This window comes from Chloroflexota bacterium, assembly GCA_034717495.1.
Lineage (GTDB): Bacteria > Chloroflexota > Anaerolineae > JAAEKA01 > JAAEKA01 > JAYELL01.
This window is the reverse complement of record JAYELL010000095.1, coordinates 17,945-42,945: the sequence shown is the minus strand read 5'-3', so window position 1 is coordinate 42,945 and position 25,001 is coordinate 17,945. Positions and strand designations below refer to the sequence as shown.

Genomic DNA, 25,001 nt, shown 5'->3' with positions numbered 1-25,001 from the left:
GTTCATTGCCTCCTCGATCACCTATTCAATGTATCCCAGTTCCCTCAGCCTGGCCATCAACACGGCTTCGGCTTCTTCATCGTAAACAATCTGCTGGGAAGTATCGACCCGTTCACCTTCAATGCCATTCCCGGGGGGAACAAGCTCGACTGGCCTCTTTGCCAGATAGTCGGTCTCATACGCCGACCCGGGAACATGACCTTCCAGCGACTCCGGGACAGCTATTCCCAGGCTGTGCAGCACAATCGGCGCCACATCCATAACCGATAGCTCCTCGATCATGACATTTCGCCGGATTCCCGGCCCTGCAGCCAGGAACACACCCAGGGGTCGATGGGTACCGACCGGCCGAGGCCGGGGCTTCAGGGGTGTATCGGATGGCAGGATCGACACCAAACCGCCATCACGCAGGCTAAGGGTCAGGTCGGGCGCCAATTCACCCGCCGGACCGGCAAAAGCGTCCTCCCGGGTAGCTGCGGCGGTCACCACGGGGTTCCCGTCCTTTTCATCAACGTAGCTCAGCAGGGCATCGAGCAGCTCAGCGCGGAAACGGGGATAGTCAGCTGCTGGGACACCCCGACCATCATGTTGCTCAGCCCGAACAATGTGAATGCCATTGCTTGTCGGCGTGGCAACATAGGCTTTGGTGCGGTCCCAATCCAACCACCGGCTGTGGCGCGAGATATGTCCCATCCCCAGCGTGTCTTGCTCATTGAGTTCGCTGGTTACATCCTTCGACCACACCAGGTATCCGGCCTGCTCCAGCCAGGTATTGACATGGAATACCTCTGTGGAGGCACCGAAACCATGGTCGGAAACCATCACGATAGTTGCCTCTGAACCGGCACTTTCAACCAACTCCTCAAGGATGCTATCCAGCTGGCGATAGTAATCGATGCTGGCCTCCCGGATTCGCTCTTCCTCAGGAGTCGGGTTCACAGGCCACAACACCGGGTCAAGGAAACGCCAACACAGATGCTGGACCTTGTCCGGACCATCCAGGAGAATCGCTGTGAATTCGGAAGAGTCGTTTTCATCCAGGTACTTGAGTACCTCCAGCCAGCGCTCCTCGCGACGGGCGTGCAGCGCCGCCCAGTCGACATATTCCTCCTCAGCACACCCCTCGGTGGCCCGGGCCTCAAGGCCCATGTCCATCGCAAGTTCCCGCGGATTGAAACCTGGCAAAGCCTTCAACCGGTCGTACAGATCGGGGGGATGGCATCCCAGGCGCAGTTGACGCCAGGGCATCCACCCGGCAATCACCACCCCGTCGATCGGCGCAGGTGGAAAATGGACGGGAAAGTTGATGATATTGGCCCGCAAACCATGCTGGTTGATCATCTTGGCGACATGGTCAACCCGGATATCACCCGAAGTAGCCAGCCGGATCGAAATGCTGCCAGGTGTGTCCGCCTGGAAAAAATCAAAGATGCCATGATATCCGGGCGACCGCCCAGTCAGCACCGATGTCCAGGCAGGTGGCGTGAGAGGAGGCACAACACTGCGCAGCTCCGCTCGCACACCCCGCTCTGCAAAAGACTTCAGGAAGGGCATCACCCCCCCCGCCATGAATGGGTCCAACAGTGTAAACGTGGCGCCGTCCAGGCCTATCAGTAGCGTTTTTTGGGCCATCATGCCTCCTGAGGCGTGGACGCCTGCAGGTGTTCGAAGGAAAAATCGACCCACTCTGCAACAGTGACGTCGTTCACCTCCCGCTGGCCGATCTCGGCCAACAGGTCGGCAAAGGGGATCGCACGACCAAACTTCTCCTGCAAGGTGTTGCCCAACACCACAGCATCCAGCGACTGAAACCCCAGATCCGAGAAGAGATATGTCTCCCCTGTGATCTCTTCGCCATAGTCCCAATCCTCGGCCAACTGCGCCAGCAGACGCATTGTCGCGTCCCAAACATTCTCTCTTGAAATCATATCCGTTCTATTGCTCATTCCTTTGCTTCCATACTTTCCAGAATTGACCATTGACAATTGACAATCGGCCATTGATCAGCCCAGAACACTGGCAACTACGAAGCCATTCTCCTGCGTCGTGTAGGCGGCCATATTCTCACCGGACAGATCTGAAAATTCCTCCTCCAGCCCGCCTGCCAGGTTCATGTAAACGAAACCGCTGTCGGGGTCGACTCGATCGATGGCCACGCTGTGAGGTCCATTCGCCAGTCCAACCCCCAGGGCTTTCCCAACCGCTTCTTTTGCACACCAGAGTCGCAGCGACCAGGTCTCGTCATCCGACTCAACCAGCTCCTGCAACAATGACCGCTCCTGTTCGGTGAATGCCACACCGGCGAAAGAGGTCTCCAGGCGTTGGACCGGCTCCAGGTCGATTCCAATGCCCGGCATGCGTCCCTCCGGCGATACATGACCAACCACGGCCGCAGCGACGTCGCCAGCATGAGAAATGGACAACGAGATTGGCCGGTCAATCTGCGAAAGCCACTGGCCTTCCACATATGGACGTCCCCGCTCATCCGTCGAGATCTCGATGTCCGCAATGTTGAGACTAATATTATACAACTTATACACGAATATGGCAAAAGCTTCTTTGGCTGCCACCCGGCCCAACAGCCACTCGATTCTTCGTTTGTCCGATCCCATCTCTCGCCATACTTGCCGCTCTGACCGGGCCAACACCAGATGGGCCAGGACTTTTTCCCAGAAGTGGTAATGAGCTTTCAAAAAGTCCTGGGAAAAACCGGCGACCCGTCTCGATTCAAACTCCTCACCCCCGGCGTGGCCGTTGAGTGGAGCAGACCATGGTTCGCTGAGACGCACCTCGCCCGGATTCAGGATGAAGCGATAGAATTGGCGCGGAATATCAAATCGTTTGTCGTCCCATCCATTGAGCCGCATTCGCAAGTTGCCCTCTGCATCGATGATATCGATATCAGACGTCATCTGCAGGTTATCCAGAAAGGTGCCGCGCACCTGGCAGGTCACTTGCTCACCAGGCGGCAGCGCAGGCCCAAAGAAATGCAGGGCCTTCAGTTGATAGGGAAAGACGGTGAATCCCCGTTCCAGGGTTTCCAGGGTCCACAATCCAATCAACTGGCCCGCGGCGTCCAGGATGATCGGCTCAGCGAGGAAGACCGGACCTCTGTCTGAGCCGATGAACTGATTGGTGGGAAGGGCCTCCATGGTGGCCACCAGTCCATCGCTGCCCACCCGGTCGATCGACTTCACCGCACGGAACAACGGTCCGTGGAACATGCCATCGCGATACAGGTTGTCAGGCTGCCAGAGCGACGCCCGTTCCTCTTGCAGAGAAAGGGCGGAAACATCCGGCGGTTCGGGATAGGCCATTGCGAAGATCATGGTGCCTTCAGCCGCTGGCGCCAGGGAGTCCATACCCTCTTCAGTTGCAATCCCGTCTGGGAGAATGCATACGACCACGTCGAATTCACTGCCACCGGAGTCGCTTCGCCGTTTGGCCGTCACCCGCAACGTAGTCGGGCCCTCTTCCAGGAGAATCCAGCGGTAGGCCCTCAGGTCGCGCATCTCCACCAGGACCTCACCAGGAGCCAGGCAAGCCGCTGCCTCCGCCAGGATTTCCATCGTCACAGTGAGTGGCACGATTGGCAAGGCCAGAAGATCGGGATCCAACCGGGCAATTTCCCGGCCCAATGTGTGGTCCCTCAGAAACAGATCCTCACTGACGTCCAACCTGCACAGGGCATCAAGCTCCTGACCCGGCACATGGCGGCGCACATCCCGGATGAAGGGCATTCGATCGAAAAGTTCAGTCGCGGCAATCGCATCTTGGGAGGACGGCCAGCCCGGTTTCACACTAGGTGCCAGGCTGGCCGTTTGTTGAAAAAAACCAAGAATCGCTCCTAACGTCTTCAGCGATGAGACCTGATCCATGGTATCCCCCTCCACCAGGCCAGTTTGTTGGTTGAATGCTCCCAGGATCTCGACACGTTTGATGGAGTCGATTCCCAGATCTGCCTCCAGGTTCGCATCCAGGGAGAGTACCTCCAGCGGATACCCCGTTTTGTCACTGACCAGATCGAGCAGGATAGCCTCCAGATCGGGTGGCTCGTTCACCTCCTCGGATGCCTCAATCACCGGTGCTTGATCTGCAACACCGGGAGGGGAAGGCTGCGCTGGGGCCGGCGGAACGGCACGCTGGGCGGGTTCCGGACCTGCTGCAGCTGCATCCTGCTGCTGCACAGGCTGTGGCGGCGGCGAAAATCCTTCAAGCTGCGGCAAGGCAACCGGTTGCAAAGGAAGGACTGGCCTCGACTGCGTCATGATCGGCGCAGCGCTGCCCGTCAGGAACTGTTGAACCAGCGCTTCCTGGGTTTTCAAGAACTGATCCATTAACTGCAAATGGCCTTGCATCACCAGGGCGCGCCCATCAGCGTAGACTTGAGCCGGCTGTACCACGCCGGAGGTCGGTGGAACGGAATCCTGAACTCCATTGTTGTTGGGTAGATTATCTTGCATATTGCTGATATTCACTTCCTCCTGTGATTTGCTCGCCGATGCTGCGACCGGTTCGACCGGGTCGGGACCTGCGTCCGGGTTGACGACACCCCCGACTGATTTTCCGGCTAATCGAGTACGGATTTCTTCGGCCGCCTCAGGCGAGACCTCCATCCCTGCCCAGCCCGAAGCCAACTTCATGGTGCCCGCGGGTTGTTTTCCAGCCTTTTCGGCGAAATCAGGCGTAAGCTCCAACATACGCGGTTCGCGGCGTTCGTAGAGAGCGGTCAGATCCACCGGGACTCCCTGGGCAATAAGAAGACCAATGAGGTGATTGAGCTGGGTAATCCCTGAACGCTGCTGGATATTTGCCGGCACGGCCAGATGGGATTGGCCGCGCAGGATATCTCCTACAAAGGCCGTCAGATTGCCCCGGGCCCCGACTTCCACAAAGATCCGAATGCCATCGTCGTACATCGCCTGGATAGTTTCCCGGAAACGGACCCGGTTGATCCAGTTAGCGATAGCCAGGGATCGGATATCGGCTTCGTCGTCGCCAAAGGGTGCTGCAGTGACACACGAATAGGTAGTCACCTTGGCAGCCTCCATGGGCAATTGGGCGTAGAAATCCTGGAAGAGATGGTTGTAAGGCTCAAAGAGCGGCGTATGATAGGCCCGATCAAAGGGAAGGCTCTCAAAGATCAGACCCTCTGCCCCCAACGAGGAAGTCAATCCCTCAAGAGCCGATTCCTCGCCCACCAGGACCGATTGGTGAGGGCAGTTGTCCATGCCAACGTACACCTGTCCACCAGCTTCCTCCACCTGGGACGCTACCCGATCCAGACCAGCACCAACGGCCAGCATGAACGCCCGCGGCACCTCATTGTCCCGAGCCACGACCTCATACATCTGATTGAGATTCAACAAGTGGTGGCCTACGAATTCATCCTCGTCAACCGGAATCATGCCCGACGCCAGCAAGGCAGAGTATTCACCCGTGCTGTGGCCCACCAGGGCGTCTGGCTCAACGTCTAACCTGAGCAACAGCGCGTGCATCGCCGCGTTCGCCGTAAGAACAGCCTCGACAGCGCCATCGATCTCCCAGAGTTGCTCTGCCCTGCCGGACCTCTCCGCCTGCCCCGGCCTGGGGAAAATGAAATCGCTGGGCGTGTATCCCCGGGGATGGCCCTCGAAGATATGGTCGATGCGGTCGAAGGCGCTGCGCACCTCCGGGAAGTGCTGGCACAGGTCAGCCAGCATGTTCGGGTATTGAGAACCCTCCCCCGGGAAGAGAAATGCCACCCGTCCCTCGGGATAAAAAGGTTTTTCGAAGAAGTAAATCCCCCGAACATCCTTGATCTTGCGCGTTTTGGCTTTCTCCAGACGCGAGATGGCGTGGCCTAGTTTGTCTCGAAGATCCTCGATTGAGGTGGCAACAATCGCCAACCGACAGACCTGTTCACCCAGGCGCCTGTTGACCGTATACGCCAGGTCCAACAACCTGAAGCCAGGTTCTTGCAGATCGGGCACGGCCTCCAGAGTTTCCTTCAGCTCTCTTGCGCTGACCAATAATCGGTCTCGATCCTTGGCAGCCAGGACCACAACCTCGCTCTCCCAGTGGTCCATGTGATTGGGCCAGGCTGTGTCGCCCTGGGGTGTGGCCTCCTCAAGGATGACGTGGACGTTGACGCCACCGAAGCCAAAGGCATTCACGCCTGCACGCCGGGGAGTTTCACGGCCCTGGATCCACGGACGCGTTTCCGTGTTCAAATAGAAATTGGAGTCTTCCAACCCAAGCCTGGAATTCGGCTCGTCGCAATGGATGGTTGGGGGCAAAACCTTGTTATACAGCGCCAGCGCCGCTTTGATAATGCCTGCAACACCTGAAGCCGGCATCGTGTGGCCGATCATCGATTTTACGGTGCCCAGGGCTGTTTGTGGCTCCCGGGCGCGGCGGCCTCCGAACACAGCTTGCAGGGCGTCGATCTCCGAAGCATCACCGGCCAGCGTCGCCGTTCCGTGAGCCTCGACCAGGCCCACCGTTGCCGGTTCCACGCCTGCCATCTCATAGGCCTGCTGCAGGGCCAGGATCTCTCCCTCAACCCTGGGTGTCAGCACACTCATGGCCCGACCGTCGCTGGAGGAGCCCACACCCTTGATGACCGCATAGATGCGATCATCGTCCCGCACCGCATCTTCCTCCCGTTTCAACACCAGCATCCCGATTCCCTCCGAGAGAATCGTCCCGTCGGCCTTCTGGTCGAAAGGCCGGATCTCTTCTTGCCGGGAAAGGGCACCCAGTTGGGAGAAAAGGGTCAGGATTGGAATAGGGGTCGTGACCTGGGCGCCTCCCACCAACGCAAGATCGCAGTGGTCGGTCAGCAAGTCACGCATCGCGATCTCGACCGCGATCAACGAGGAAGCGCAGGCAGCATCCACCGTGTAGGATGGCCCCATCAGATCGAGCCGGTTGGCAATGCGTCCGGCAGCGATGTTGGGCACCAGCCCCGGCGCGGTGGCAGCGTCAAACGCAGGCAGCCGTTCCTTCAATGCCTCGCGCACCAGGTCCAGCTCTTCCTGTCCATACTCAGGATGAAGAGCCTGTAACACCTGCAGCGTCTGGTCGACCACCAGGCTGTGCTGAACCATGTTGAGATTGCCGCGGTTGAGATAGGTTCCTTTGCCCAGAATCACGGCAGTGCGGCGTCGCTCCCCGGAATTGGCCTCAAGGCGTTCCAGGTAACTGGCATCCCCCAGCGCATCGTAGGCCAGCTTGAGAAGCAGCCACTGATCGGGCTCGCCACCATCAAGACCAATGGGCATTATCCCGTAGTTCAGCGGGTTGAACTGCGCCAGCGGGCCGAGGAAGCCACCTTTCCTGCAATAAACCCGGTCGTTGGCCGTGGATTCTGGATCATAAAAAACCTCTGAATCCCACGCCTCGGGCGGTGGATCGGTCACCGAATCGACCTTGCCCAGGATGTTCTGCCAGTAGGTGTCCAGATCCCTGGCGCCCGGAAACATGCAGGACATGCCGATAATCGCCACACCCTGGCTGCCGTCAGGTTTTTTAGCTAGGTCCTTGTTTTTTTTCTTTGCCATAATGAAATACCCTGGCCCGCCCGATTGGGAACTCTAACCTGCACCATTGTCACAGGTTCGCACCCACACGAGCCATCACCTGATTGTCCTCACCACAGATCAAAACTTCCGCGTCTCCCTTGCATCCGCCGTTCAGCTCTTCAATAAAACGTCGGCACCCAACATCGACAGGCACAAGGCTCACGCCCCGCTGGAGAAACTGCCTTCGTAGCTCATCAGAGACCATGCCTGCGTCCCAGGGGCCCCAATTGATGGAAACCACGCGACCGGGCCACTCACGATCCAGGTGAAGAGCCAGCTTGTTGAGAACTTCGTTGGCCGCCGCATAGTCGCCCTGACCACGATTGCCGAAACGACCACTCACCGATGAAAAGAAGACCAGGAACTTGAGGGTTTCAGGTCGCAGCTTCCTGCTGAGCACAAAAGCACAATCAACTTTGGTGCTGACCACCCGTCGCAGCGAGTCGACCCTCTTGTCCTTGATCAGCTTATCCTCCACGATACCTGCGCCATGAATCACGCCGTCGAGCCGTCCGAAACGGTCATAAACATCGTCGATAAGAGCCGCCAGGTCGGCCTCATTGCACACATCCACCGAGTGATACTCGACCGTAGCACCCGTTTTTTCCAGCCTGGCCAGATTTCGGCGCATCGCCCGCTCTTTTTCAAGTCTCCGGTAGGCAGCTTCTACTTCAGCCAGAGAAGCCCTCTGTCCATCGCCATTCATACTGCCCAACAGAGCTCTCTTGATCTCCCGGGCCGAGGTCAGTTCAGCAGTCTCCAAAGACTCCTGATCGGGCGGCGCGTCCGAACGCCCAAGCAGAATCACGGTCGGACGATAGCACTCGGCCAGTTCCTGCACAACACTGGCGGTGATTCCACGAGCGCCACCGGTCACCAGTATCACGAAGTCTTCATCGACCACGAAGGTGGGCGCTTCACCTTGACCCACAGAGGCGGCGCGAAGCCCAAGCGTCGTGCGTACGCCATCAACGTACCCCACTTCTGTAAGGCCATCGTCCGCGCCGATCTCTGCCAGGATCGACCGCACCAGTTCCGACACCGGCGTTTGGCTGCTGAAATCAACTACTTTAGCACGCACCAACGGCAGTTCGTGAGCGGCCGTCTTCAGCAGGCCCGCCATGCCAGCATGGGATAAATCAAAGCCATTCTTGCCACCTGTGGTTGCGAAGGCACCACCCATCTGTGTGGCGGCCAAAAGACAGGCGCCGCCAGCCCGGGCAGCGTCGGCGAGCTCCTCGTGCAGCTCCTTGACACAATGAAAAAGAGTCACCAAATCATCCTCGATCGCCTGTTGCCATTCGTCCAGGTCCATCGATTCAAAGGACTTCCCCGGTCTTAGGGCAGCCAGGTGAAGCAAGCTGCCGATGGCACCATGATCCTGGCGAATCATCTCCAGAAGCGTCCGTATCCCTTCCGCATCCGCTCGCCCTGCCAGGTAGTAGGCGTTGGCTGCCCGTTTCCCATGACCGTTGGTCGAGCCCGCCGCTTCATCGGCGAGAATCACCGCGGTGTAACCCTGATCGCGCAACATGCCGGCCACAACGTCTGCCACCCCATATCTGTCAGCCGTGATCAGAATGACCCGACCTGGCGCCAGGCCGGCTGTCGAATCAATAAGAGGTGCGTCCACGGCATCCACCAGAAAACGCCCTATGGCCGGCGGAACATCGCTCGCCTGCCCGGTTGGCTTTGCTGTTCCAATTCCGTTGTTACACACCGCCCCTCTTGCCGGATCAAACGGACGCTCCGCCTGGGCAGCAGCTGCCGGGTAGTCAGCCTGGCCCTCAACAACATCCGGGGTCTCTGGAACCTGAATTATCGAGCCGGTCAGTGTATCGTCGCCCAGGTAGGCCCGCATCACGTTGGCTTGCGTTTCCAGAAAACGGCTCATCAGCTGCTGCGTTTGAAGCATTACCTGGGTTGCCTCATCTCCCTGCAAACCAGCCGCCAGCGGCTGTGTGGCCGTTGGAACAGGTTCGGGCAGGGTGTCCATCTGCGCCCCAGCCAATGAAACATCCACTGGCTGCAGTATCGGCTCAGGCAGGCCATCCTTTGCGTCCAGCCATCGGCGTGCCCGTCCACCGTTGATCAACCAGGTTGTAGGTCCGAAAGCCTCTTGTGCCGGATCCTCGTAGGGACGATCCAGATCGATGGCACTTAACTCCCGGCCATCGTATAGCACGCCAAGATCAATGTCGCTGCCGATGGCGATCAATTGAGAAAAAGCCCGCTGCATGGCCAGCAAACCTGGACCTCCCGAGTCCATCGCTACGGCGAGATGCGCTTGGTCGGCCAATGTCTGGTGTACCAATCCGGTCAGAACGCCGCGAGGTCCGGTCTCCACGAAAATGCGGACACCAGCCCGGTAGAGGGCCTCGATTTCCTCCTGGAACCGCACCGGATGAGCCAACTGTTTGGAAAGCACCTCCCGAATCTCGCTGGCTTCCTCGGGATAAGCACGGCCAAGCGTGTTGGAATATACCCCCAACTCCGGCGATCTGAATTCGATCGTATCCAGAAACTGGGCCAACCGGATTTGAGCTGGTTCCACCAGAGGCGAATGGAACGCACAGGCTACAGGAATGGTCTTGGCACGAATCCCTCGTTCGCCGAACGACGCCACAGCCTGGTTGACGGCGGCGGTAGCACCGGAGATCACCGTCTGCTTTGGAGAGTTCAGGTTGGCAACAACCACCCCTGAGTGATCCCCCAGAACCTCTTCGACAACCAATTGATCCGCCAATACAGCCGCCATCGTGCCGGCATCCGGACCTGTCGCCTCGGCCATGAATCGCCCGCGGGCGGAAGAAATGGCGTAGAGCGCCTCACCGTCGATAACACCAGCTCGGCATAGGGCCACAATCTCTCCATAGCTGTGCCCCGCCACGAAGTCCGGGACCAAACCTGCCTCTTCCACAAACTGGCTCATCGCCAGTCCTGCAGCACCCAACGCAGGTTGAGCAACACGTGTATCGGTCAATGCCGAATGCTGCGCCTTGGCTGTCTCGTCATCGTGGGCCGGCACGGGAAAGACGAACTCGCTGAGGGGTTTGGGCAGATGATCGGCCAGCACACCGTTGGCGATTTCGAACGGCTCGCCCAGCTGCGGAAACTGCATGACCAGGTCCGCCAGCATGTTTGGGTACTGCGACCCCTGGCCGGGATACAGAAACGCCACCTTGCCAGAGATGCCCAGAGGCTTCCTGGCAAAGTAGATACCCTGCGGGTTGTCAATCAGCTCACTGCCAGCCTCCAGTTCTCTTCTGGCACCTTGAAGCTTCTGGCGCAGATCCCCGAGAGAACTGGCGACGATGGCCAGAGTCAACGGCACCTCCAGCGCGCTATTCTGCCCAAAATCACGTGCCTTTCGATATAGGGTGTAGGCCAGATTCCGCAGCGGCGGTTCATTGCCATCTGCCAGCCAATCGTCCAGCGCGGAGACCTGGGCAACCAGGCCGTCGCTGTCGGCGGCGCGAAACAGCAAGCTCTCCGCCGGCCAGCTATCGCGGCTGGCCCTGCGGGGCAAGAAATCGTCCCTGTATTCCTCCAGGGCCGCATGGAAATTGGTCCCGCCGAAACCGAAGGCGCTAACACCGGCCCTGCGCGGAACATCGCTATCGGGCGTCAGCCAGGGCCGTGCCATGCTATTGACATAGACTGGGCTGCCGTTACTTCCAATGGTCGGGTTGGGCGCATCCGCCAACGTGGGGGGCAGTACCTTGTGGTACAGTCCCAGCGCCACCTTGATCATACCTGCCAGGCCGGCGGTGCTCTTCGTATGGCCAATCATCGACTTGACCGACCCGACGCCACAGGTCGGGCGATCCAGATCCGTCTCATTGAACAGCGTGGCCAGGGCTTGCGCTTCCACCTCGTCGCCTAGCCTGGTGCCCGTACCATGGGCCTCGATCAAGCCGACGGTCGCAGGCTCGAATCCGGCGTGCTGGTAGGCTCGCTGCAAAGCCAACAGTTGCCCCAAAGGGCGGGGAGCGGTCAGGCTGCGGTCCCGGCCATCGCTGGAAGAACCAACACCCTGAATCACCGCGTAAATGCGATCACCATCTCGTTCGGCGTCGTCCAGCCGCTTCAGAACGACCGCTGCCAACCCCTCGCTGATGACAATCCCATCGGCGTCAACATCAAATGGACGGCAGCGACCCCGAGGGGAAAGCGCCTGGGTCTTGCTAAAAGCCAGGAAGCCGAAGGGACTCTGCACCGTATCGGCCCCTCCCACGATCGCCACATCGGTCCGGTGTGTTTCCAGATCCTTGAGGGCGACATCCAGGGCCGCCAGCGAAGAGCCACAGGCGGCGTCGACAACAAGATTGGGGCCGTTCAGGTCGAAACGGTTGGATATCCGGCCAGCCAGCACATTCAACAGGATTCCTGGAAATGAGTCTTCGGTCCACTCTGGCAGGATGTCGTCCAGCCGATCGATAACTTCCTGAGAGTCGGCCGAAAGGAGATGAGGCAGGTATGAACGCACACCATAGTTGAAACCCAGGTCGCCCAAGCCACCTCCTACGGCCATCACCACCGATGTACGCTCACGCGAGAAAGGCCGATCCAGGTAACCTGCGTCCTCCAGTGCCCCTCGCACCACCTCCAACATCAGTAACTGCATCGGCTCGATGGAAGGAATCGAATTAGGCGGCATGCCGTAGTCCAGGGGGTTCAACGGCACATCGTCGATGAACCCACCCCAGCGGGAATAGATCTTGTCCCTGGCGCTCTTGTCCGGGTCGTAATAACGTTTCCAGTCAAAGCGCTCCGCAGGAATCTCGCTGATCGCATCGACCTTGTCAAGGATGTTTTCCCAGTAAACCTGCAGGTTCTCGGCACCCGGCAACACGGTCGAAATACCCACGATGGCAATTCGGGCGGGCTGGCGCTCTACGCCGGCTGCAACCGGTTGAACGTGGCCCGCAGCCAGGCTCTCCAGGCGCTGGGAACCGTTGACCGACACCTCCCGGTGTAGTTCTTCGATCGTGCATACCTGATCCCGCAGGCCGGCGACCTGGCCGATCATGTACATGCCCTGCTCGTGCTGTTCCTTCTCGTCGAGCTCGACGTACTTATGGGCCTCCGGTTTCTCACCGTAAACCGGGTTGCGGTTGATCCCCTTGCTTGCCATCCGCAAACGTCCGACGTTCAGGTACTCCAACTCATCCCGAACGCGGCCGCTGTCAGCTCCCTCCCGAACCAGGCTGCGCTTTTTTTCGGTGAAGGCATCGACAAAGGGAGTTGGCAGGCAACGTGTTACGTGGCCGATTCCGGTCTCAACCACCACCGTATTGCGGCTCTCGATCGCCTCCCGTTGGTAGCGGGCCTTGATGGCGCCCGAGCTCACCGCCTCCTCAGTAAACAGGTACGCGGTGCCCATCAAGACGCCCAAACGAACGCCCCGTTCGGCCAACGTGGCAGCCAGACTTGAAACCATGAGTGACGACAGCGAGTCGTGCACACCGCCGGCGAAAAGCACATGATACTCCGCAGGCTCGGACCCGGAATCCTCCAGGTGCTGCACCAGCACATCGATCATCAAGTTCCAAAGCACAAAACTGGACCTGGGCCCGACGTGGCCTCCACATTCGCGGCCCTCGAAGATAAAACGCTTCGCACCCTCGGCAAGGAAGAGACTCAACAGTCCCGGCGAGGGAACGTGCAGATAGGTCGATGTGCCCTCCTGCTCCAGGGCCCTGGCTTGATCGGGCCGGCCACCCGCGATGATGGCGAAATCCGGACCAACCGTCCCAATCGCTTCCAACTGCTCCGCGCGGATCCCGGCAGGCACGAATCCCAGAATCCCCACACCCCATGGGTGGTCGCCCAGCAGACCCTTGGTCTCCTCCAGGACCGGCAGAGCCTGCTCTTTGCGCATCAGGGCAAGGGCCAGAAAAGGCAGGCCTCCAGCCTCGGCAACATCGAGGGCAAATTGGGCAATATCGCTGACACGCGTCATCGGTCCCTGAACGATGGGATAGCGCGTACGGTGCGACTGAGCCAGGGACGAGCCGGCGTCCAGCGGACGTGTCGCCGTAGCTGCCTCAACGTGTTGTTGCACGCTATGCCGAAAGGCTTCCAGGATACCGCCGACGGTACCGTACCTCTGGGCCAATGGTGAGGCAAATGCCGCATCCTGTCCCAGCGGCCAGGCAGCTTCCGTCAGCGAACCCCATCCAATGCAGTGCTCGAGGGAAAGAAGCCAGCTCTTTCGATCCTCGAGAGATTTGCCGTCGAGGGTCGTGGCTTCGTCGGCCAATTGGCAGGCAACTTCCATATGCGGCCGGCTGAAAACACGGCAAGCCTGGCCCAAATTGCCGCCCAGACTGACCGTCTCACTGCCATCCATTTCCGCGATGGCAGCCTTGACCGGTTGCGGCAACGCCGATTCCCTCGCCAGGGCCAGCTGAGCATCCAGAACGATGCCGGCAGCGCCGGCAGCATAACAGGCAGCGGCTGTGTGCAGGCCGATCCCACCGTGGGCATATACGGCCAGGGAAGTGTGAGAAAGGCAGTGTTGAAGCAGAACAAAGGTCGTTTCTTCGCCTACATAGCCGCCCGCTTCCTGCCCTTTGGCGACCAGCCCATCGACGGCCAGAGATTCACCGAGACTGGCAAGAGAACCATTGCTGATCTCCAGGAACACCTGCCGGCCACTGGCCTGGATGGCCTCGATCTGACACTGCAAGGCCCGGTGGTCTACAACGCCCTGAATCGATAAGATAACCAGCGCCAGTTGAGAATACTCTCCACCGGTGATTGCTGAAAGCAGGTCCTCTTGATGATAGCCGGATTTGATACCATACGGCCCTTTGGCATAGCGTTCCAGGCGAGCCATAGCCCGACGAGCAGCATCCACATCGGTGATGTATTCCAGATCAAGGATGCCCAGCCCGCCAGCTCGGGATGCTGCAATGGCTAACGACGGGTCCAGCTGCCGCGTTGGAGTGGTTACTAGCATTCGAAAGTCGCTGAGCATGACAAACCTCCTCCTATTCGCAAGCAACAGGAGCAATTCCAACAAGATGCATCTCAAGTCTTCTGGCAAGCTCGCTGACATTGGGCTGCTGGAAGATCGTACTATGGTTGCCCGGGATCACCTCGATCTCCATGCCGACATCAGTCAACATTGCCCACTTGATCTGGTGAGCACCGGGATGCAACGAATTTGAAAACAGCGCAATCGGGCCTGGATAGACCTTGGGCTGATAGCGAAGCCGCGCCACGAAATGGGCGGTCAGCATTGTCTGGATTCGGCGTGTCGTCGGGCTGAAGCGGTAGTTGATACGCTGCTGCCACGCCATTTTGGAAAGCGCCCGACGCGGAATCCTATGGCGATACTGCCGAATCTGCCACCGGTAGACAAGCCGGCCGATCAGCCGTTGAACAAACCAACCGGGCGCTGTTTCTTGCATGCCTGGCGAGGTTGGGGGATACCACAGCTGAAAGGTAGCGTTGGGAGGAATCATGGTATCAAGCACCGCCAGAAACGCCACATCATCCCTTGATTCGCTTAGCTGCTGAGCCATCTCGAAGGCCACGACGCCACCAAAGCCAATTCCTCCAAGAGAATAGGGGCCAGATGGATGGATCCTGCGCATTTCCTGAACGTAGAACGCTGCCATTTCCTCCACCGTGGTGTGAGGACGCTGGCCCCTTTCCAGACCAAGGGGTTGAAGGCCATAGCATGGTTGCTGACGACCGATCAGTCGGCCTAACTCAAGCAGACTGACAACAGTCCGGTCGATATCTGGCACGAGAAAGAAGGGAGGCCTCGGTCCGTCGGGTTGAATGCCTACCAGCGACCGGCAGCACTCAGAAGTGTGGTTCTCGCGTGCCGAATCGGCCAGTTGAGCCGGCGTTGGGGCCTGGACCAATGACGCCATCGAAATTGGCTTGCCGGTGCGCCGCCCCAGCTCGGCCAGAAGATACGCCACTGCAAATGGTTTGGGCTGAAGGTCCAGTATACTATCGTTGACGCTTCTGGAATGTAGTCCAAATACCGTTTCCGTGGCTTCGCAGATCTGGCGTTCCAACTCGTTGCGGGGCACTTCGCAAATGCGTTCCACCCCGGTCACATGAATCGTGGCTGCATCCACTGCTGGCGAAGGGCTGCTCCCTCCCTCGTCAAGAGTGGATAAGAACGTCGCTCCATCGTCTTGCGACGCGCCCGATGACAACGCGTCCTTGATACTGCAGGTTAGCGCCTCTGCCAGAACCTGCACGTGGGGTTCGTCGAACATCGTAAAATGGTTACCGGGCACGATGTGGATATCCACAGCTTTCCCTGTCAGAGCCGCCCAATTGAGTTGGTGACTGCCTGTATGGCCTGAATTGGAAAAAAGGGTCAGGCGGCCATCGTACAGGCTGGGCAGGTAAAGTTCATTGGCTTCGTAGTGCGCCCTTGTCGTATTTCGGATGTTCCAACCATCTCGGCCGAGCGCCGTCGGCGATTTCAGTTCAGGGTCCTGGCTTCTCACCAGGTACAGGGAAAAAGCTTCCGTGATCGTTACCCGCTTCAGAAACAGATAAAGACGCTGGCCCCATCGGCGAAACAACCGGTGAAATCGGCCGGATCCGACCTCCAGATCACCGGATGAACCATTGCGAAGCCAGGCAGGCTTGGGAGGTTGCAGCGTATCGAGAATGGCAAGCATTGCTACTTCCTCTCCCTGGGCCTGCAATTGTTGAGCCATCTCGAAGGCAACCAGGCCGCCAAAACAGCGTCCGGCAAGCAGATAAGGACCCGTTGATTGAACGGTCATCATTTCCCTGATGTAATGGGCTGCCATTTCCTCAACCCGGAAGTGAGGCGGATACTGGCCATCCATTCCCAATGGCTGGAAACCATACACAGGTTGGTCCCCGTCCAGGTGATTTACCAGTTGGCCAAAACTCAAAACAGTACTGGCACCAGGTGGTACTACAAATAACGGTATCCTGGAGCCTTTTTCCCGCAGCGGCATCAAGGAAGTCCACCTCTTCTGCGGCGGTTCTCTCCCAATCGCCGGCGCACCGACCGAAACCGCCGGTGGAAAAGACACGCCTGTCGCAATCTCAGTGTAGGCTCCCTGTCCCGCAGCCATTGAGTTGCCGTCTGTTTCATCAGCGTCCACGACGGAGCCCGGAGCATCACAGGCGAGATGCCGGGTGATCGACTGCACGGTGGGATAATCGTAGAACAGCGTCGGCGAAAGATCCCGTCCCAGCCATGCCGCCAGTTCGCCCGTGATGGCAACGGCGCCAAGAGAGTCCAGCCCATAACGATCCAATGGTCGCTGCACGTCGATACGCTGCGGGGACACTTGAACCCGTTCAGCTACGCGGGCTATTAACCAGTCCTGAACCTCGTCATAGGTACCATTTCCATCTATAGCAAACCGCACCTCAGAGTTGTTCCCGATATCTGGAGATGAAGATATCCCTTCCTCCACCGGTTGCGCCCATTGCCCCAGAAGTTCAAACTCACCTGCCAGAAACTTGCGACGACAGGCATGACGCTGTATCTTGCCGCTGGAGGTTTTGGGTACCTGGCCCGGCAGCATGAGTGCCACCGCGTGGAGCTGCAATTCATGCTCAAAAGCCACAGCTTGAACTATCGCGTCGGTGACTTCCTGGATATCGGCACGGCGCTGCTCACGTCGCAGTTCATAGACAATGGCCGCCCGCTCCTCGCCGTTCACTTCGACGGCAAAGGCTGCACCACATCCCAGGCGCAAGGCCGAATGGCTCTGCTCGGCTGTCAACTCGATATCCTGGGGATAGTGGTTGCGCCCCCGAACGATGATCAGGTCCTTGATGCGACCGGTTACGAACAGATGGCCGTCCTTCACAAATCCCAGATCACCTGTGCGCAGAAAAGGCCCTTCACCCGTATCCGCCAGATGGGCGCTGAAGGTCTCAATTGTTGCCTCCGGTCGATTCCAGTAGCCCCTGGCTACCCCTGGCCCCGCTATCCAGATTTCGCCAACTTGGTCGGGACCGCATTCTGTCAGAGCCTCGGGGTCGACTATTCGCCACCTGGTTTCCATGATCGACGCATCATACCCGACCAGAACCCGGGTATCTTTCTGCCCGCGACTCGCCTCCACTACACAATGTTTTTCCAGGGTAGCAGTTTCCAGGGTCACATCGACTACGGAACTATCGGCCAACACTCCCGTAACCTGAAGCGTGGCCTCCGCCAATCCGTAGGCTGGGGTGAAAGCAGACCACTTGAATCCGGTGGAAGCATAGGTCTCGGCAAACCTCTCCATGGTATCCCTGCGGATTGGCTCTGCGCCATTGAGAGCGATGAGCCAACTGCTGAGGTCAAGAGTCGCACGTTGCTCAGGCTTGACTTTGCTCAGGCAAAGCTCGAAGGCGAAGTTCGGCGCAGCGCTGTGGGTACCCCGATAGTGTGAAATCGCCTCAAGCCAGCGGAATGGACGTTGGATGAAAGAAACAGGCGCCATCATAATGCAGGGAAACCCGCCATAAATCGGCTGCAGGATACCGTAGATCAGGCCCAAATCGTGGAAAGGAGGCAGCCACGTGACCATCACGCTCTCCTCCCTTTTTTCCCAGCCCTGGATCAAATCGCTGATCGTATAATCCAGATTGGCGTGGCTGACCATGACACCTTTCGGGTCTGAGGTCGAGCCCGAGGTGTATTGCAGATAAGCCAGGTCTTCTCCGCTGGTCTGAGGATGCTTCCAATGATCCGCCAGGTCGGGATCCAGGATACCGCTGTCCAACCAATCCAAGGCGGCCATGTCAGGCATGCCACTCAACCGTTCCTGGATATTGGACAGAATGCGAGACGTAGTCAGCGCCACCGCAGGCTGACAGTCAGCCACAATAGTCTGGATGCGAGGCATTGCACGCCTTGGCCGCGGCGGGTAGGCAGGCACGGCGATCAGGCCGGCATAAAGGCAACCAAAAAAGGCAGCAACATACTCCAGGCCAGGGGGATACAACAGGAGCACCCGACTACCCCTGGCGTATTGGTGCTGCAGATAGCTTCCAATCGCACGCGCTCGCTGGTCCAGTTCGGCGTAAGTGAAGACCTGGCCATCCCCGGTCTCGCCATCCACGAGAAAGGTATAGGCCAATCGCTCGGGCTGTTTCTCGGCCCGATCCCGCAGAATATCGACCAGTGAAAAAAACGACATGTTTTTTCTCATGCCCGTTTCCCGACCTCAATCGGCCGGTTGGCAGAACTGATAGCCACGTCCCATGCAATCAAAGCACAGCCATTCAGCTCTGCTTTCGCTGTGGTTGCCCGCGACAACCAGAACAGGACAGTTCCATCGAGAATCCTGAGCATCTTGCTCGGTTCGGGATAAACGTGAGGTTCTTTTTCTGCTTCACCAGATCACATGCTCCGTTGGAAAAAACCGACATCGGTCCGCGGGGAACCAGATGATCCAACGGATTCGCGCATTGTTGATCGAGATGGGCAGTCGTAACCATCATACAGCCTCGTACACAATTAGTACGTGACCTGTTATACATTTCGAGCGAACTATAACGACCGGGCGGTCGTCTTGAAGACGAAAGGCGGCTTTCGAATGCCCAGAAAACCGCCTTTGGTACCCCCAGCTGGACTCGAACCAGCGCACCCGGCTCCGGAGGCCGGTGCTCTATCCACTGAGCTATGGGGGCGAGAGCAAAAAAAGTTTACCACAGATCGACCATGCTGGCAAACAGCGCGTATTTTGCGATAAGCCGAAAAACGGCTATAATCAAGAATGATTCCCTTCAACCGCAACATTGGGTCCTGTCAGGATTTTCGCTTTGGCCTGATTCCGGCAGGCGGCTGATATCGACTGGAAACGCTCCATGGACCAACTCAAAAAAACCAACGAAAGCACCCTCGGGCTCATCAGTGCCCTGCTGCTGGTACTGGGCATCTTTCTTCTGCTTTGGGCATGGCAGGATATCAAACCAGCCCAGAGTGCCGGTGAACCTACCTCAGCCGCATCCCCATCCCCGGCGGATGGGTCCGACATAGCAGCGAATGAGCAGATCAACGGGAACCAGGCTCAGACGGACGACCCGTCCCCCGTTGAAGCGAAACCCCAACCTGTTGATCAGGCGAAAAAACCATCTCTGACCTCCAGGTTGGGCCTCGCTCAGCCGCTGCAAATGGCATTGCTCAACCCCACCCCACCGGAGCTGGAAATAGCCATTCAGAATTGGCTGGATGCCCAGCCAAAAAGCTCTCTCATCGCCGACGCAAGCGAGGCGGATCTCTGGCTGACCACGGAGCCAGTCGACAATCCGGTGGCCGAACGAATCTATGTTCCGGTCAAACGTTTCGCCAGCCTCGACGTGGAGGCAGATCCCGCCCAACTCCTGGGCCTCTGGCTGGGCGGCCCCAAAGAGGGTGAGCAAGCCCTCGTAGTCACGCCCGACGCGGCCGCAGGTCTTTTTCAACTCTGGGGGCCACCGGCTGAAATCGAGGTCGTACACAGTGCCGAGGCCCTGGCTGCCTTGTTGGAGGAAAACGACAGCCGATTGGGAGTCCTTCCGTTTGACCAACTACTTCCGCAGGTCAACGCCCTGGCAATCAACGGTGAAGATCCGACGAATAACCGCTTCAACCTCGACACCTATCCACTGGTCCTTCGATTTTATCTGGCCCATCAGCCGGATGCCGAGCAACTCGCCGGCAGCCTGAGGACCTATTTGAAGGCCAACGGCTCTGCAAGCAACCGCGATCCCGCCAAATTGACCTCGCTAATCATGACCGGTGTCACAGCCATGTCCCGCGTCACCGCTGCCCGAATGGAGGCACAGGGATACCAGTACCCGGCTGAGGAAGTGGGTCCGGAACTGGCTGCGGCTGATCTCACACACATCAGCAACGAAGTCCCCTTTTTCGAAGGTTGTCAGGTTAACGCGGCCGAGGGCAACGTGACCTTATGCTCGAAACCGGGCTACATCGAGGCTTTGCGGGCCATAGGGGTCGATTTGATCGGTCTGACTGGCAACCACCTGAACGACTTTGGAAGGCAAGCTTCCGAGCAATCGATGGCCTTTTTTTCCGATGAGGGCATACCCACCTTTGGCGGCGGTGTAAACCTGGCGCAATCATTGGAACCCCTCGTCATGGAGCACAACGGCAACCGCCTGGTTTTCCTGGGCGCCAATTCGTTCGGCCCGCAGTTGGCCTGGGCGGAACCTGATTGGCCCGGCTCTGCACCCTACGATTTCGACCAGATGGCTATCGCTATCCGGGAAGCCCGGGAAGATCTGGGCGCCGACCTGGTTTTGCTCGATATGCAGTGGGAAGAGAGCTACGACTCGCTGCCGATCCAGTCCCAGCTCGCGGGTTTCCAACAGTTGAGCAGCGCAGGCGCAGATATCGTTACCGGGGTGCAGTCCCATGTACCACAGGCGATCGGATTCGGCGACGGTGGTCTTATTCTCTACGGCCTGGGTAACTTCTTCTTCGATCAAATGTGGAGTCTGCCGACCCGGGAGGGTTTGATTCCCCGCCACACCATCTACGATGGACGGCATATCAGCACCGAGATACTGACCACCATCCTCGAGGATTACGCACAGCCCCGCTGGGCCGCCGAGAGTGAACGCGAGACCCTGCTAAATCGAATCTTCGCCGCCAGCGGCTGGTAGTCGAAAGGCCTGCCCTGGAAACCGCCCCGGAGAGGGCAGCTTGAACCTCTCCCCCTCCCAGTTCAAGACGGGGCCAGGGGGTGGGTCAAACCCTCGACCTGCCTCACTGCCAGGTACAGCTGGACTCCCAATTCCCAGGATTCTTTGCCGCCCATTTCCACCTGTGGTATAGTCACGCCGTGACGGTTATTCTGCCTGCAAAAAGACCTGTCTTATTGGGAGTCGCCCCCCCGTGCTTCGACGCTTGCTCAGCAACCTGGAAAAGAATCTCGTCAACACCGAACAGGACCTTTTGCAGCGTCTCGGTGTTAACCTGGCGCGCCTGGATGCTGCCAGGGAGGATACGGCGCGGCTCAACCAGGCCCGGCGCCAGTTGGACGAACTCTTTCTGCTTGTGGTTGTCGGTGAATTCAATGCAGGCAAATCGGCCTTTATCAACGCGCTTCTCGGCCAGGAACTCCTGAAAGAAGGGGCCACACCAACGACCACCCGCGTGCACATCCTGCGCCATGGCGATCAGGTGACCCGCACGCTGGTTGAGGCCGACGCGGAAATCATTACCAGCCCAATTGACTGGCTCCAGGATATCAATCTGGTGGACACCCCCGGTACCAATGCGGTCATTCAGCGTCACCAGGAAATCGCCGAGGACTTCGTGCCCCGTTCCGACCTGGTACTCTTTGTCACCAGCGCCGACCGGCCCTTCGCCGAGAGTGAACGCCTTTTCATGGATCGCATCCGGGCCTGGGGCAAAAAAGTAGTAATCGTGGTCAACAAGATCGATATTCTCGATGCCGCCGACGTTATCGAGGTACAACGCTTCGTTACCGAAAATGCAGTCAAACTTCTGGGCATCGAGCCCGAGATATTTCTGGTTTCCGCCAAAATGGCTCAGGAAGCGAAATGGGCCAACCGGCAGTCGCACAGCACCCCTGGAGACCATCCTGAAAGCCATGGACAGGTAGGAACGCAGAGCGAAATACCTGGTGGGGAAAGCGAAGCAGCCGGTCAACAGAATATGGATCCCCTGGGCGATAGTTTTCAGCCAGCCAACATCCCGTCGGTATTGGAGTTATGGACATCCAGCCATTTCGGTCCGCTGGAAACCTTTATTCTCGATACGCTGGACGAAACGGAAAGGCTGCGGCTCAAACTGCTCAACCCATTGGGAATCGCCCAACACCTGCACGACGAGTATTCGGAGGTCACTGAGGCTCGTCTGGATGTGCTGGCCGAAGATTTCGACACCATTGATACGGTTGAAGCCAATCTTCGCGCCTACCAGGAGGATATGCACCGTGATTTCCGCCACCGGTTGAGCGCCATCGACAGCACCCTCTTCCAGATGTCGGATCGGGGAGTCAAATTCTTCGATGACACCCTTCGCTTCAGTCGCATCTTCAGCCTGCTCAACGCCGCCCAGGTGCGAGAGGATTTCGAGCGGGAGGTAGTCGCAGACACGGTACAGGATATCGATAATCAGGTCAGCGAGCTGATCGACTGGATGGTGGAACGGGAATACCGCCAGTGGCAGGATGTGATGGAATACCTCAACCGGCGGGCTGAGTTGCACAAGGAGAAAGTAATCGGCCAGGTCGGAGGCAATTTCGAGTTGAACCGGCGGGAGTTGTTGGATTCCGTCGGCCGGGCGGCCCAGAGCGCGGTGGCCAGCTACGACAAAAAAACGGAAGCAGCCAAGCTGGCCGATTCGGTTCAACTGGCAGTGGCTCAGACCGCCATTATCGAGGTGAGCGCCCTGGGACTGGGCGCCATTCTGGTGGCCGCCTTGCACACCCTGGTGGCCGACGTGACCGGTCTCCTGGCTGCCGGCACCCTGGCCGCGGTCGGATTATATATCCTTCCCAACCGGCGCCGCAAAGCCCGCGAGGAGCTACGCGTCAAGGTTCTGGATCTGCAAACCCAACTGCACGAAGCCCTGACAACCCAGTTCGAGCAGGAGTTAAGCCGATCAGTCCAGCTCATCAACGAGGCCATCCAACCCTATACCCGCTTTGTCCGCAGTGAGCGGGAAAAGCTGGTGGATGTCAACGAGGAAATGGCCTCGATCGGCGCCGAGCTCAACCACCTGCGAGCCCAAATCGAGGCCCTCTAACGTCCCGAGCCGGCTGCCAGCCGGATAACCCCAGCACGTCACGCTAACAGCGTGACCTGCGGTCGGACGAACCCGGAACCTAAAGATTTGTCCCGGCTCAGAACCAAATGAAGCGCATGACTACCGAAGCAGGAGTTATACAGGCCGACTCCCCTCCACCCATCACGCTGCGCCCGTTGATTCAGGCACAGGCCCCTGATTTGCAGGCGGTCTACGAAGCTGCTCAGGACTATTTCCAGAACATGACGCACCAGGCAACACCAAAAGGGCAGGCTGAAGGGGATCTTGCCCAAGCAGCCTGCGATGACGCCCGGCACATGCTGGGCATCACTTTGGAGGACACTCTGATCGGGGTGGTGGACCTGCGTTTCGCCGACCCGGGTCCTTTGGACGCCAGACTGGGGTTGATTCTGGTATCTTTGCCCTATCGCGGGCAGGGCCTGGCAAGCTGGGCCTTGCGCATTCTGGAAGCCTGGCTTTCGCAGGCCACACCGACGGAGGCAGTCGTATTATCGGTGCTTGCCCAGAACCGGGCAGCCCAGGCTTTTTTCCTGCATCATGGCTACTTATTCACCGGAGAAACCACCCGAATCATGACCGGTGTCATCCGCTCACGCCAGCTCTATATGCGCAAACCGTTGAAATGGCACGCTCGCCAGCTGTGGCCGGCCGGCTAATTGCCAATTGTCAGTGGTCAACGATCAATTATCAATGCTTGCGCCTGCACGCGCGCAAGACCGGCCCGGGCAGGATAGGCAAGGTTTGACCTACCCCCCGGCCTCCTCCCAGGTTGGGAGAGGAAGCCCGAAAAGTGATGCCATCCCGTCTCCCCGGTTCGGGGAGGGGCTAGGGGAGGGGTCAGGAGACCGGCCCGGGCATGTTCTGATTGAATTGGCGATGGGACGGGCCGTCCACGAATAGGATCTCGGCGATGGCAGGTCCCTGTTGGCGCGGCGGTGTGCGGACGGCGATGGCATGGGGCGTCCACGAATGAGATGGTGGCGGGGCGGCGGCATTCGTGTATTCGCGCCGCCGCAGGCCAGCACGCCACGTCAGCACGTCAGCACGTCAGCACGTCAGCAGACGATGCGTGAGCTAGACGATGCGTGAGCTAGACGATGCGTGAGCTAGACGATGCGTGAGCTAGACGATGCGTGAGCTAGACGATGCGTGAGCTAGACGATGCGTGAGCTAGCAGGCGTACCGGGAGGCAGCAAGCGGTGCGAGACGTCAGCAGACGGTGCGTGAGCTAGCTAGGTAAGGCCAGCGAGAGGTGTGAGCCAGGCAATTCGCGGACGCCACCAGATATGCTCGCCGGTAATCCTGGACGATGGCCGGGAACGAATCGATAGATCCCCGCCTACCTCTCGGTACATCTGCTGATGTGCGCGGGGATGACGCAAGGCTCTCGTCGGCTGTGGCCGGTCTGGCACCAGCGAAAGTTTGGTTTTGGCATGTCCAAGTCAGGGGAAGATTAAAGAGGGCATTTACGCCCGGATAGAATCCCGGGCGGATTCACGAATTTGCGTCCCGCCGGCCTATTCCCGTGGCGGCCTCCAAGATCTTCACCGACCACCTCAGGTGCCTGCTCTCCTGGACGAACGGTATTCCCAGCGGAATAACCGCGCTCAGCCCCGGCCGGAGGAACAGATCGCCTGCCGTCAACTGGTTTCCAGGGAAGTTTGCCTCGTATT

The 25,001-nt window shown here is 58.7% G+C and carries 8 protein-coding genes and 1 tRNA gene; 3 read left to right on the top strand and 6 right to left on the bottom strand.

Annotated features, from left to right (window positions below; genetic code table 11):
• Nucleotides 1–21: 21 nt before the first annotated feature.
• The 6 genes from U9R25_16995 to U9R25_16970 form a co-directional block, all read right to left on the bottom strand.
• A complete protein-coding gene (locus U9R25_16995; protein MEA3337595.1) occupies nucleotides 22–1,635 on the bottom strand; it encodes an alkaline phosphatase family protein in 1,614 nt (537 codons plus the stop codon).
• Nucleotides 1,632–1,946, bottom strand: coding sequence for an acyl carrier protein (locus tag U9R25_16990; GenBank protein MEA3337594.1), 315 nt, complete (start codon nucleotides 1,944–1,946; stop codon nucleotides 1,632–1,634). Before U9R25_16990 ends, U9R25_16995 begins: the two co-directional genes overlap by 4 nt.
• Nucleotides 1,947–2,003: 57 nt before the next feature.
• The gene (locus tag U9R25_16985; protein MEA3337593.1) at nucleotides 2,004–7,544 is read right to left on the bottom strand and encodes a beta-ketoacyl synthase N-terminal-like domain-containing protein; all 5,541 of its coding nucleotides are present in this window, start codon (nucleotides 7,542–7,544) and stop codon (nucleotides 2,004–2,006) included.
• Between the two features lie 49 nt (nucleotides 7,545–7,593).
• Nucleotides 7,594–14,550 carry an SDR family NAD(P)-dependent oxidoreductase gene (locus U9R25_16980; protein ID MEA3337592.1) on the bottom strand — a complete coding sequence of 2,319 codons (6,957 nt, stop codon included), beginning with the start codon at nucleotides 14,548–14,550 and terminating at the stop codon, nucleotides 7,594–7,596.
• A 13-nt stretch (nucleotides 14,551–14,563) separates the two neighbouring features.
• Nucleotides 14,564–18,724, bottom strand: a complete 4,161-nt coding sequence (locus tag U9R25_16975; protein MEA3337591.1) for an AMP-binding protein — start codon at nucleotides 18,722–18,724, stop codon at nucleotides 14,564–14,566.
• Nucleotides 18,725–19,142: 418 nt separating this feature from the next.
• A tRNA-Arg gene (locus tag U9R25_16970) sits at nucleotides 19,143–19,217 on the bottom strand.
• A gap of 177 nt (nucleotides 19,218–19,394) precedes the next feature.
• On the opposite strand from U9R25_16970, the gene U9R25_16965 reads away from it, so the two are divergent.
• The 3 genes from U9R25_16965 (at nucleotide 19,395) to U9R25_16955 (ending at nucleotide 23,984) form a co-directional block, all read left to right on the top strand.
• Nucleotides 19,395–21,194 (top strand): CapA family protein, encoded by a 1,800-nt coding sequence (locus U9R25_16965; protein MEA3337590.1) that lies wholly within the window; start codon nucleotides 19,395–19,397, stop codon nucleotides 21,192–21,194.
• A gap of 232 nt (nucleotides 21,195–21,426) precedes the next feature.
• A complete protein-coding gene (locus U9R25_16960; GenBank protein MEA3337589.1) occupies nucleotides 21,427–23,307 on the top strand; it encodes a dynamin family protein in 1,881 nt (626 codons plus the stop codon).
• Nucleotides 23,308–23,414: 107 nt separating this feature from the next.
• Nucleotides 23,415–23,984, top strand: coding sequence for a GNAT family N-acetyltransferase (locus U9R25_16955; protein ID MEA3337588.1), 570 nt, complete (start codon nucleotides 23,415–23,417; stop codon nucleotides 23,982–23,984).
• Nucleotides 23,985–25,001 lie beyond the last annotated feature (1,017 nt).